This is a genomic window from Microbacterium sp. zg.Y909, assembly GCF_024626565.1.
In genome coordinates, this window is record NZ_JANJFJ010000148.1 from 1 (window position 1) to 10246 (window position 10246).

Genomic DNA, 10246 nt, shown 5'->3' on the forward strand with positions numbered 1-10246 from the left:
GCGGAGGGTAAACTGGGGGTTCGCTCGCCCCCTGCGCGAGGTGGTCGCACGGCTCTCGCCTGCGGTCCGAGGCTCGAAACCTCCGGCATCTCTCACCCAGACCTCCGGAGGTTTTTCCATGTCTTCACCCGTGTCCGCGCGCACCCGCTGGTGGGCCCTCGCCGTGCTGTCGCTCACACAGCTCGTGGTCGTCCTCGACGGCACGATCGTGAACATCGCGCTCCCCCAGGCCCAGGCGGCACTCGACCTCACCGACAGCGCGCGCCAGTGGGTCGTCACCGCCTACGCCCTCGCCTTCGGAGCGCTGCTGCTGCTCGGCGGCCGCGTCGCCGACTACTGGGGCCGCAAGCGCACCTACATGGTGGGCATGGTGGGCTTCGGCATCGCGTCGCTCTGGGGCGGTCTCGCGCAGACGGGCACCGAGCTGATCCTCGCGCGCGGGCTGCAGGGCGTCTTCGCCGCCCTCCTCGCCCCCGCCGCCCTGGCGCTGCTGACTGTCACGTTCCCGTCGGGCCGCGAACGCAACACCGCCTTCGCCGTGTTCGGCACCGTGGCCGGTGCGGGCGCGGCGGTGGGGCTGGCTCTGGGCGGTGTGCTGACGGAGTTCTTCAGCTGGCGGTGGTGCCTGCTGGTGAACCTGGTGTTCGTCGTGATCGGCATCGTCGGCGCGCTGCTGTTCCTGCGCGAGTCCAAGGCCGAAGGCGACAACCGCTACGACGCGTGGGGCGCGGTCACGGTGACCCTGGGCCTCGGGGCGCTCGTCTACGGCTTCAGCCTCGCGGAGTTCGGGTGGAGCAATGTGTCGACCATCGCGTTCCTCGCCGCCGGTGTGGTGCTTCTGGCGCTGTTCGTGTGGATCGAGACGCGTGCGCGCAACCCGCTGCTGCCCCTGCACGTCGTCACCGACCGCGTGCGCGCCGGAGCGTTCCTCATCCAGGCGGTCGCCGGCAGCGTCATGATCGGTGCGACGCTGTACCTGACCTTCCACCTGCAGATCGTGCTGGGCATGTCGGCTCTGGCGGCGGGGCTGGCGAGCCTCCCGCTGCCGCTGGCAACGATGCTGACGGCGCCGATCGTCACCACGGTGCTGGGCCGCATCGGGCCGCGCCCGCTCATGATCACGGGCCCCCTCGTGGTGGCGGCGAGCCTGCTGCTGCTCTCGCGCATCACCGGCGGCGCCTATGCCGTGGAGGTGCTGCCCGCTCTGATCGTGATGGGCTTCGGCATGGCGTTCATCTTCGTGCCGCTGCAGAACCTCGCCCTCGCCGGAGTCCCGGCCCACGACGCCGGCGTCGCCTCGGCGACCGCGAACTCGGCGATGCAGATCGGCGGCTCGATCGGACTGTCGGTCTTCACCGCGGTGTACGCCGCCGTGGTGGGCCCGCACGGGTCCGGCATCCCGGCCACCAGCGCCCTCGTCGACGGCTACAGCGCGACGTTCGTCGCCGCCGCCGTCGGGATGGCCGTCGCCGCCGTCATCGCGATCGTCTTCGTCCGCAACCGCCGCCCGGAGTCGGTGGCGACAGGCGGCCCGGCTGCCGACGCACACCGCTGAGACCCGACGCCCGGGCCGCCTCCCCCCGGGGGGCGGTCCGGTCGCGTACCCCTCTGCCGGGCTAGGCTCTGCGGATGATCGACACCCTCGAGGGCACCGTCAACTTCCGCGACGTCGGCGGCATGCCGTTGACCGCCGGCGGCACCACTGCGGCGGACGTGCTGTTCCGCTCCGATGCGCTGAGCGGCCTCACGGCAGACGGCCTCGAGCAGCTCGCCGGCAGCGACATCGAGGTGCTCGTCGACTTCCGCACGCAGTTCGAGCAGCAGATGGCTCCGAACCGGCTGCCCGCCAGCCGGTCGTTCCGAACCGTCCAATTGCCGCTGCTGGAGGGCGCCATCACGGGACTCGCCCAGCAGGCGATGCAGATGGGTCGGCAGTCGGGAGACCCCGATGCCGCCGCGCAGGCGATCGCCGACGCGCTGGAGCATCTTCCCACCCTGGACGAGGTCTACGTCAGCATGCTCGAGCACGGTGCCACTGCCTTCGCGGAGGCCGCACGCGCGGTGGCCGCGCCGACGGACCGCGCGCAGGGCGTGCTGATGCACTGCACGGCGGGCAAGGACCGCACCGGCGTCGCCATCGCCCTCATCCTCGACGCCGTCGGGGTGCAGCGAGACGCGATCGTCGCCGACTACACCCTGTCCGAGCAGAACCTGGCCGGGGCGTGGGCGGATCGCATGTTCGCCACGGTGACGAGCATGGGCGTCCCGCTGACGCCTGCGCTGACGGCGCTGATCGCGGGCGCGCCGGCATCGGCCATCGACGCCGCACTGGCCTGGGTCGACGGGCGCGGCGGGTCGGCCGCGTACCTGCGCTCAGGCGGCTTCAGCGACGATGAGCTCGCCGCACTCACGGCCCGGCTGCACGGCTGAAGTCGCTCAGACCTCGAAGTCCACCGCGACGCGGTCGGAGCGGATGCCGCCGATGAAAGCGGCGACCTCCTCGTGCGCGGGGTGCACCTGATAGGCGTCGAGTCCCGCAGCGTCGTCGAAGTCCGCCACCAGCACGAGCTCCCAGTTGCCGGGTAGATCCAGCGCGTTCGCCCCGGCGCTCATCGCCCGCAGCGACGGCACGACGCCCACGAGCGCGGTGAGCCGGCGCGCCGCCTCGGCGGCTTGGACCGCGCGGACGGCGGGGTCGGTGTCGGCGAGCTTGAACGCCACGACGTGACGGATCATCTGGGGACCTCCTCGGTCAACGCGGCGCGCAGCCGTTCCGGGGAGACGCGCCAATGGGCGTGCAGACGGTCATCGACCAGCACGACCGGGATCTTCTCCCACCACAGCTCGTGCAAGGCGGGGTCGTCGAGGATCGAGTGCTCCTGCACGTCGACATCCCCTTCGGGGAACTCCGCGACGACCGTCTCGATGACCTCGCGGGCGACGTCGCAGAGGTGGCATCCCGGTTTCGTGAGCAGCGTGACGGTGGTCACGTCAACGCTCGACGGGAAGGCCCGCCGCGATCCACTCGCCGGTGCCGCCCTCGACGTTGGTGGCGTCGTAGCCGCGCTGGGTGAGCGCGGAAACCACCTGCGCCGAACGGCCGCCGGCCTGGCAGATGACGTCGAAGGGCTCGTCCGGCAAACGGTCGAGCAGGCCGCCGAGCTGGGACATGGGCAGATTCACCGCGCCGGGCACGTGGCCCGCAGCGAACTCGCCCTCTTCGCGCACATCGATCAGCGGCGTCTCCTGCCGGTCGCGCAGCTGCTGGACGGTTATCGACTTCATGACGTCCTTTCGAACACGAAGCGCCCCTGCGACGCGCAGAACGGTCGGGGGCGCTTGTGCGGGATGCCGCTTACTTCTTGTTGCGGCGCTGGTGGCGAGTCTTACGCAGCAGCTTGCGGTGCTTCTTCTTCGCCATGCGCTTGCGGCGCTTCTTGATGACTGAACCCACGGAAAACCTCGCTATGTCAGGGGTCTGGGTGCGGAGGTACCGAACCCGGGATCGGGCAAAAGTTGAAAATGCCTCGGATCAGTCTAGCCGACGTCGGCGATGGGCCGTTGCAGGGCGTCGAGCACGGCACTTTCGGGCACGCGGTAGCTGCGGCCGAACCGCACAGCCGGCAGCTCCCCGGCGTGGACGAGGCGGTAGACCGTCATCTTCGAGACGCGCATCAGCTCGGCCACCTCGGCGACCGTCAAGAATCGCACATCCGGCAGTTCAGCCATGGTTCCCCCCTCACGCTGGATGCCACACTAGGGGGCCACTGTGACGCGTGTAAACAGCTGAACCTGCTGGTGCGGTTGTGCATGCTGCCGAGATAGGCGCAGCGACGGTCGAGCGGTCCGATGCCCGCGCCGGGTCAGCGCCCCGGGATCTTGCTGAACACGCTGGCGAACGCGTGCCGGGCAGAGGCCGCCGCACGTCCGACGGCGTCGGCTGCCTGAGCGGCGGAGTCGTTGAGGACGGGCGCCTCGTCCGTCTCCTCTTCGAGCAGAAAGGGCATGAGCCAGTCATCGACGGCGTCCAGCGGAGCGGTCAACAGGCTGTAGTAGCGGTGCTGTCCCTCTTCGCGCACAGACACGAGCCCAGCCTCGCGCAGCACCTTGAGGTGCTTCGACACGGTGGGCTGGCTGACTCCGAGGTCCTGCACGATGCGTGAGACGCTCGTTCCGCCCCGCTCCCCGTTCGCCGAGCGCGAGAGCAGCAGCTGCAGGATGTCGCGACGGGTACCGTCGGCGATCACGTCGAAGATATCCGCCATGAAGCTAGGTTAGCCGCGGGTCTCGGGGAGTACCATGACACGGATCCAAGAGCGAGGAGGGCGCCGCATGGCGCGGCACGACGTCGGCAGCCCTTCGCGGCTCCGCACCCTCGCAGGAATTCGGTGGCTGCGCGATGAGATTCGCGACCTCACCACCTCCTCGCCGGCACGCTTCGCCGTGCTGATCTTCGCCGTCCTCATCCTCATCTTCACCGCCCTGTTCTCCTTGCCCGCCGCAGCGGCGGACGGAAAGCGCACCGCGCTCGCCGACGCGGTGTTCACCGCGGTCTCCACCATCTGCGTGACGGGACTGTCCACGGTGGACATGGCGACGCACTGGTCGCCACTGGGCCACGTGATCACCTACATCGGAGTGAACGTCGGCGCCCTCGGCGTGCTGACGCTGGCATCGATCCTGGGACTCGTGATCTCGAAGCGGCTGGGCCTACGCGCCAAGCTCATCGCCGCCGGTGACTCGAACCCGCTGCGGGCCCACGGCGGGCCGGTCAACGAGGGACAGACGGTGCGGCTGGGCGAGGTGGGCCAGCTGCTGAGCACCGTGGCCCTGTCTACCTTGATCATCGAAGCGGGCCTCAGCATCCTGCTCTACCCGGCGTTGATCGCCGCGGGCATCGATCCGCTCACCGCGCTGTGGGAGGCGCCCTACTACGCGGCGATGTCCTTCACCAACACCGGCTTCGTACCCAATCCCGAGGGCCTGACGCCCTTCGCCAACGACTACTTCCTGCTCTCGGTGCTGATGGTGGGGGTCTTCCTCGGGTCGATCGGCTTCCCGGTCATCTTCACGCTGTGGCGCCACACGTGGCACGTCCGTCGCTGGTCGCTGCACACCAAGCTCACGCTCATCACGACCACGGCCCTCTTCTTCGCCGGCGCCGTCGTGTTCGTGATCCTGGAGTATCTCAACCCGAAGACGTTCGGGTCGATGGATGCCTGGGACACGGCCTTCCAGTCGCTCTTCCTCTCGGCGATGACCCGCTCCGGCGGGTTTTCGCTGATCGAGATCGGTGAGCTCAACGGCTCATCGCTCCTTGCAGGCTCGATGCTGATGTTCGTGGGCGGCGGCTCCGCCTCCACCGCGGGAGGCATCAAGGTCACCACGCTGGCGGTGCTCGCCCTCGCCGTGTGGTCCGAGGCCCAGGGCCGGCAGCAGGTCGAGGCGTTCGGCCGCCGCATCCCGAGCGACGTGCAGCGGGTGGCGCTGTCGGTCGTGGCCTGGGGCGCGACGATCGTCGCGCTGTCGACCATCGTCATCACCCAGATCACGAAGGCGCCTGTCGAGATGGTGCTCTTCGACGTCATCTCGGGGTTCGCCACCGTGGGACTGTCGACCGGTCTCACCGCGGAGCTTCCGGACTCGGCGTCGTACGTCCTGGCGGCCACGATGTTCATGGGCCGCATTGGTACAGTGACTCTCGCCGCGGCGGTCGCCGCGACGGCGCGTTCACAGCTGTACTCGATGCCCGTGGAAAGGCCGATCGTTGGTTGAGCAGATCCGGGGCGACGCCCCCGTCCTCGTCATCGGCCTCGGCCGATTCGGCGCCGCGTGCGCGGGAGAGCTCGATCGCCTGGACCGCGAGGTCCTCGCGATCGACGCGAACCTCGAGCTCGTGCAGAAGTGGTCCGAGCGGGTCACCCACACCGTGCAGGCCGACGCCCGCAACATCGACGCGCTGAAGCAGGTCGGCGCGCAGGACTTCCAGGTCGCGATCGTGGCGACGGGCTCGTCGATCGAGGCATCCGTGCTGATCACCGCGAACCTCGTCGATCTGAAGGTCCCGCAGATCTGGGCCAAAGCGGTGTCGCAGTCCCACGGCAAGATCCTCGCCCGCGTCGGCGCGAACCACGTGGTCTATCCCGAGCGCGAGGCCGGCGAGCGCACGGCCCACCTCGTCAGCGGCCGCATGCTCGACTTCATCCGTTTCGACGACGACTTCGCACTGGCCAAGATGTACCCGCCGAAGTTCATCCGGGGCGTGGGCCTGAACGAGTCGGGCGTGCGGACGAAGTACCGCGTGACCGTGGTCGGGGTGAAGAGTCCCGGAAAGCCGTTCCGCTACGCCGAGGCCAACACGGTCGTCACGAACCACGACCTCATCATCGTCTCGGGGACGAACTCCGACATCGAGCGCTTCGCCGCCCTCGCCCGCTGAGCGGGCCTGCGTCGACGGCTAGGAGCCGGCGGCGAGCTCCCGGGCGCGGGCCAGGGCGGCATCGGTCGCCTCGGCGAAGAGCGCGGCCAGCCCCGCGCCCTGCAGCACGGCCACCGCGCGCTCCGTCGTTCCCTTCGGACTGGTGACCTGCCGCCGCAGCTCCGCCGGGTCCTCGCCGGACGCCTCGAGCAGGGATGTGGCGCCGATGAAGGTCTGCTCGGCCATGAGCCGCGCAGACGCCTCGTCGAAGCCCTTGCCCTGGGCCGCCCGGGTGAGCTCTTCGATCAGCAGGAAGACGTACGCGGGCCCCGAGCCTGAGATCGTCGAAAGCGGGTCGATCTGCTCCTCGGGCACTTCGATGACGACGCCGACGGTCTCGAAGAGCCGGCGCACCACCTCGACCTCGGCGGGGCCGGCGCTCGTGCCGGCGGCGAGCCCGGTGACGGCTTTGCCGACGAGAGCCGGGGTGTTGGGCATGGAGCGCAGCACCGGCATCCCCTCCCCCAGGATCGACTCGAAGGTCGCAAGGGTCACCCCGGCCGCGAGGCTCACCACGATGGTGCCGGGCCGCAGGTGCGGGGCGACCTCGCGCAGCAGGTCGGGGACCATCGCGGGCTTGACGCCGATGAGCACGATGTCGGCGGATGCCGCGGCCTCGGCGTTGCCGTGCGGCGCCTGCTCGAGGGCCACGCTCGTCACGCCGGGGAGACCATCGAGGGCAGCGGCTTTGGCTGCCGTGCGGTTGGTCACCCGTACGTCGGGGGCGAGCCCCGAGCGCACGAGACCGTGCAGCACGGCGCCACCCATGGAACCGGCACCGAGGATCGCGATCGGAGGCAGCGCAGTGGTCATCACCCCATCTTTCCAGACCGGCCGCGGCGTGGTTTGAGACGGCCCTCCCCCCGTCGGCGCGGAGGTGCCGCACGGCTATAGTGACGAAGACGGGCGCGGCCCCGCAGGCCGCTGCCACCGAGCAGACGAAGGACGCAGGACGCACCCATGCAGACCCTCCTCGACGGCATCTCGGCGCGGCTCATCGAGACGCCGAGGCTGTCCGTCAACATTCTCGAACGCACCGGCGACAGCCCCGACACACCGGCCGACCGCACCATCGTGTTCGTGCACGGCGACGTGGCATCCAGTCTGTTCTGGCAGGAGATCATGCAGGACCTCCCGCGCGAGCTGCGGCCCATCGCCGTGGACCTGCGCGGCTTCGGCGGCACCGACCACGCGCCCGTCGACGCGACCCGGGGTGTGCGGGACTTCAGCGACGACCTGCACGCCACGCTCGAAGCCCTGGGGCTCGGACCGACCCACCTGGTCGGCTGGTCGCTCGGCGCCGGGGTGGTCATGCAGTACGCGCTCGACCACCGCGCGCTCTCGCTGACGCTGGAGGCGCCGATCTCGCCCTACGGCTTCGGCGGCACGCGCCGAGACGGCAGCCGACTGACCGACGACGACGCGGGGTGCGGCGCGGGCGCCGCCAACCCCGACTTCGTGCAGCGTCTGAACGACCGCGACAGCAGCGACGAGGCATCGACCTCGCCGCGCAACGTCTTCCGGGCGTCGTACGTCGCCCCCGGCTACCGCACCACGCACGAGGATCTCTGGGTCGAGTCGATGCTGACGACCTCCACCGCGTCGGGGAACTACCCGGGCGACAGCGCGCACAGCGACAACTGGCCGGGCTTCGCTCCCGGAACGACGGGCGTGCTCAACGCCCTGGCCCCGCGATACTTCGACGTCTCCGGCATCATCGACCTCGACCGCAAGCCGCCGATCCTGTGGGTGCACGGCACCGCCGACGCGATCGTGTCGGATGCCTCGTTCGCGGACTACAACAACCTCGGGCAGCTGGGCGTCGTTCCGGGCTGGCCGGGCGCCGACGTCGCCCCGCCGCAGGAGATGGTGACCCAGACCCGCGACGTGCTCGGCGCGTACGCCTCCGCGGGAGGCGAGGTCGTCGAGGTCGCCCTGGAAGGCGTGGGGCACAGTCCTCACCTGGAGCGGCCGGCGGAGTTCCGTCAGGCGCTGCTGGCCGCGATCGGATACATCGGCCGGCCCGCCGACCCCGCCCCGCCCACCGAGGCGATCGTCATCGCGTCGTCGGACTGACCCTCCCCGCTGCGCCGAGTGACTATTCGCGGGGCGGAGTGAGTGTTCGGCGCGGCCGGGATCAGCGCTGGGTCAAGGCTCGCGACGCTCGCTGAAAAAGGCGCGCAACAAGGCGGATGCCTCGTGCTCACGCACGCCGGCCACCACCTCCGCCCGGTGCGGCAGCCGCCGGTCGCGGACGACGTCGTACATCGACCCGGCCGCCCCCGCCTTGTCGTCCCATGCGCCGAACACCAGCCGGTCCAGGTGCGACTGGATGATCGCGCCCGCGCACATCACACACGGCTCCAGTGTCACCACCAGCGTGCAGCGCGACAGGTTCCACGCGCCGAGCGACGCCGCCGCGGCCCGCAGTGCGACGACCTCGGCATGTGCGAACGGGTCGTGCGTGGCCTCACGCAGGTTGCGTCCCTCGCCGATGATGGTGCCGGCGGCATCGGTCACCACCGCCCCGACCGGGATGTCACCGGCCTCGGCGGCCTCGGCGGCCAGAGCGAGGGCGCGATCCATCGCCCCCAGGTCGGTGGCTCGCGCAGGCAGGTTCACACGCAACAGGCTATTGCCCGGGCCGCGCAGACGCGCGGCCGCTCCGCGTCACCGATGACCGGCTCACATTGCTGACCGACGAATCACCATGGCCGAGGCCCGTGATGTGGCGCCCGCAGCGGATCGGCCCACCGCGTAGGCTGGTCCCATGCGCGTCCATGTGGCCAACCACCCCCTCATCACTCACAAGCTCACGGTGCTGCGGGATGAGCGCACACCGTCGCCGATGTTCCGGCAGTTGGTGGAAGAACTCGTCACCCTGCTCGCCTACGAGGCGACCCGCAACGTGCACGTCGAGCCCGTCTCCATCCGCACGCCTGTCATCGAGACGACCGGCGTGAAGCTCAGCGAGCCGCGCCCGCTCGTCGTGCCGATCCTGCGAGCCGGCCTCGGCATGCTCGAGGGTATGGTCAAGCTCATGCCGACGGCCGAGGTGGGCTTTCTCGGCATGCTGCGCGACGAGGTGACCCTGCAGCCCGCGACCTACGCCGAGCGTCTGCCCGACGACCTCAGCGATCGGCAGTGCTTCGTGCTGGACCCGATGCTCGCCACCGGCGGCTCGCTGGGCGCGGCGATCGACTTCCTCTTCGCCCGCGGCGCCCAGGACGTGACGGCCATCTGCATCCTCGGCGCCCCCGAGGGTGTCGCCGCGATCCAGCGGCAGGTGGGCGAGCGCGACGTGACGCTGGTGCTGGGCGCCCTCGATGAGCGGCTCGACGAGAAGGGGTACATCGTGCCCGGACTCGGCGACGCCGGCGACCGCCTGTACGGCACCGTCTGACCGCTGCGCTTCGGGGCGCGGTTCTTCGCGCGCCCGCGGCGTGCGCCAATTCCCGGTGGGCGGTCGGCGGTTGCACGTGCCGTAACTCCTCAAAACCGCGCCGAATCCGGGCTCTGCTGGCCCAGAACACCGCGGGGACGCGATTCTTGAGGAGTTAGCGCGCGACGACCAGCCGGCCACACAGCGGCGCCGGCATCCGCGAGCACCGCGTTCTGCTGGTGGCGGCGGTGGGCGTGCCGTAACTCCTCAAACCCGCACCGGATCCGGGCCCCGCTGGCCCGGAACACTGCAGGGACGCGATTCTTGAGGAGTTAGCGCGACGGCCAGGCCACACAGCGGCGCCGGAGCGGGCGCGGCGGGGCGGG

General features: G+C 70.3%; 14 protein-coding genes. 6 read left to right on the plus strand and 8 right to left on the minus strand.

Annotation, left to right across the window (positions count from 1 at the left end; all coding sequences use genetic code 11):
• Positions 1-118: 118 nt before the first annotated feature.
• Together NQ160_RS11920 and NQ160_RS11925 are read left to right on the plus strand one after the other, a co-directional pair.
• Positions 119-1555 carry a DHA2 family efflux MFS transporter permease subunit gene (locus tag NQ160_RS11920; protein ID WP_257515453.1) on the plus strand — a complete coding sequence of 479 codons (1437 nt, stop codon included), beginning with the start codon at positions 119-121 and terminating at the stop codon, positions 1553-1555.
• 74 nt (positions 1556-1629) lie between these two features.
• Positions 1630-2430, plus strand: coding sequence for a tyrosine-protein phosphatase (locus tag NQ160_RS11925; protein ID WP_257515454.1), 801 nt, complete (start codon positions 1630-1632; stop codon positions 2428-2430).
• 6 nt (positions 2431-2436) lie between these two features.
• On the opposite strand, the gene NQ160_RS11930 is transcribed toward NQ160_RS11925, so the two are convergent.
• The 6 genes from NQ160_RS11930 to NQ160_RS11955 form a co-directional block, all read right to left on the minus strand.
• Positions 2437-2736 (minus strand): Dabb family protein, encoded by a 300-nt coding sequence (locus tag NQ160_RS11930; protein ID WP_257514403.1) that lies wholly within the window; start codon positions 2734-2736, stop codon positions 2437-2439.
• A complete protein-coding gene (locus NQ160_RS11935; protein ID WP_257515455.1) occupies positions 2733-2990 on the minus strand; it encodes a glutaredoxin family protein in 258 nt (85 codons plus the stop codon). Before NQ160_RS11935 ends, NQ160_RS11930 begins: the two co-directional genes overlap by 4 nt.
• Before the next feature lies 1 nt (position 2991).
• The gene (locus NQ160_RS11940) at positions 2992-3285 is read right to left on the minus strand and encodes a rhodanese-like domain-containing protein (protein ID WP_257515456.1); all 294 of its coding nucleotides are present in this window, start codon (positions 3283-3285) and stop codon (positions 2992-2994) included.
• A 70-nt stretch (positions 3286-3355) separates the two neighbouring features.
• The gene (locus tag NQ160_RS11945) at positions 3356-3454 is read right to left on the minus strand and encodes a 30S ribosomal protein bS22 (protein ID WP_003792170.1); all 99 of its coding nucleotides are present in this window, start codon (positions 3452-3454) and stop codon (positions 3356-3358) included.
• 83 nt (positions 3455-3537) lie between these two features.
• Entirely contained in the window at positions 3538-3729 is a 192-nt protein-coding gene (locus NQ160_RS11950; protein WP_257515457.1) for a helix-turn-helix domain-containing protein, read from the minus strand.
• A 134-nt stretch (positions 3730-3863) separates the two neighbouring features.
• Entirely contained in the window at positions 3864-4265 is a 402-nt protein-coding gene (locus NQ160_RS11955; RefSeq protein WP_257515458.1) for an ArsR/SmtB family transcription factor, read from the minus strand.
• A gap of 67 nt (positions 4266-4332) precedes the next feature.
• Between NQ160_RS11955 and NQ160_RS11960 the strand changes: the two genes are divergently transcribed.
• Complete coding sequence (locus NQ160_RS11960) at positions 4333-5775, plus strand: TrkH family potassium uptake protein (protein ID WP_257515459.1); 1443 nt, start codon at positions 4333-4335, stop codon at positions 5773-5775.
• Complete coding sequence (locus NQ160_RS11965) at positions 5768-6439, plus strand: potassium channel family protein (protein WP_257493807.1); 672 nt, start codon at positions 5768-5770, stop codon at positions 6437-6439. Before NQ160_RS11960 ends, NQ160_RS11965 begins: the two co-directional genes overlap by 8 nt.
• Before the next feature lie 18 nt (positions 6440-6457).
• Here the strand turns inward: NQ160_RS11965 and proC are convergent, their stop codons facing one another.
• Positions 6458-7291, minus strand: a complete 834-nt coding sequence (gene proC, locus NQ160_RS11970) for a pyrroline-5-carboxylate reductase (protein ID WP_257515460.1) — start codon at positions 7289-7291, stop codon at positions 6458-6460.
• 147 nt (positions 7292-7438) lie between these two features.
• Between proC and NQ160_RS11975 the strand changes: the two genes are divergently transcribed.
• Positions 7439-8554, plus strand: a complete 1116-nt coding sequence (locus NQ160_RS11975) for an alpha/beta fold hydrolase (RefSeq protein ID WP_257515461.1) — start codon at positions 7439-7441, stop codon at positions 8552-8554.
• A gap of 72 nt (positions 8555-8626) precedes the next feature.
• On the opposite strand, the gene tadA is transcribed toward NQ160_RS11975, so the two are convergent.
• A complete protein-coding gene (gene tadA, locus NQ160_RS11980; protein ID WP_257515463.1) occupies positions 8627-9064 on the minus strand; it encodes a tRNA adenosine(34) deaminase TadA in 438 nt (145 codons plus the stop codon).
• Positions 9065-9248: 184 nt separating this feature from the next.
• Here tadA and upp point away from each other — a divergent pair, with 184 nt between their 5' ends.
• A complete protein-coding gene (gene upp, locus NQ160_RS11985) occupies positions 9249-9881 on the plus strand; it encodes a uracil phosphoribosyltransferase (protein ID WP_257515462.1) in 633 nt (210 codons plus the stop codon).
• Positions 9882-10246: the final 365 nt, after the last annotated feature.

What these genes read in the sequence shown, in the direction of transcription:
- NQ160_RS11925 (WP_257515454.1), top strand. Translation starts at nt 1,630, where the DNA reads ATGATCGACACCCTCGAGGGCACCGTCAACTTCCGCGACGTCGGCGGC.
- NQ160_RS11940 (WP_257515456.1), bottom strand. Translation starts at nt 3,285, where the DNA reads ATGAAGTCGATAACCGTCCAGCAGCTGCGCGACCGGCAGGAGACGCCG.
- NQ160_RS11960 (WP_257515459.1), top strand. Translation starts at nt 4,333, where the DNA reads ATGGCGCGGCACGACGTCGGCAGCCCTTCGCGGCTCCGCACCCTCGCA.
- NQ160_RS11975 (WP_257515461.1), top strand. Translation starts at nt 7,439, where the DNA reads ATGCAGACCCTCCTCGACGGCATCTCGGCGCGGCTCATCGAGACGCCG.
- proC (WP_257515460.1), bottom strand. Translation starts at nt 7,291, where the DNA reads ATGACCACTGCGCTGCCTCCGATCGCGATCCTCGGTGCCGGTTCCATG.
- NQ160_RS11930 (WP_257514403.1), bottom strand. Translation starts at nt 2,736, where the DNA reads ATGATCCGTCACGTCGTGGCGTTCAAGCTCGCCGACACCGACCCCGCC.
- upp (WP_257515462.1), top strand. Translation starts at nt 9,249, where the DNA reads ATGCGCGTCCATGTGGCCAACCACCCCCTCATCACTCACAAGCTCACG.
- tadA (WP_257515463.1), bottom strand. Translation starts at nt 9,064, where the DNA reads ATGGATCGCGCCCTCGCTCTGGCCGCCGAGGCCGCCGAGGCCGGTGAC.
- NQ160_RS11920 (WP_257515453.1), top strand. Translation starts at nt 119, where the DNA reads ATGTCTTCACCCGTGTCCGCGCGCACCCGCTGGTGGGCCCTCGCCGTG.
- NQ160_RS11950 (WP_257515457.1), bottom strand. Translation starts at nt 3,729, where the DNA reads ATGGCTGAACTGCCGGATGTGCGATTCTTGACGGTCGCCGAGGTGGCC.
- NQ160_RS11955 (WP_257515458.1), bottom strand. Translation starts at nt 4,265, where the DNA reads ATGGCGGATATCTTCGACGTGATCGCCGACGGTACCCGTCGCGACATC.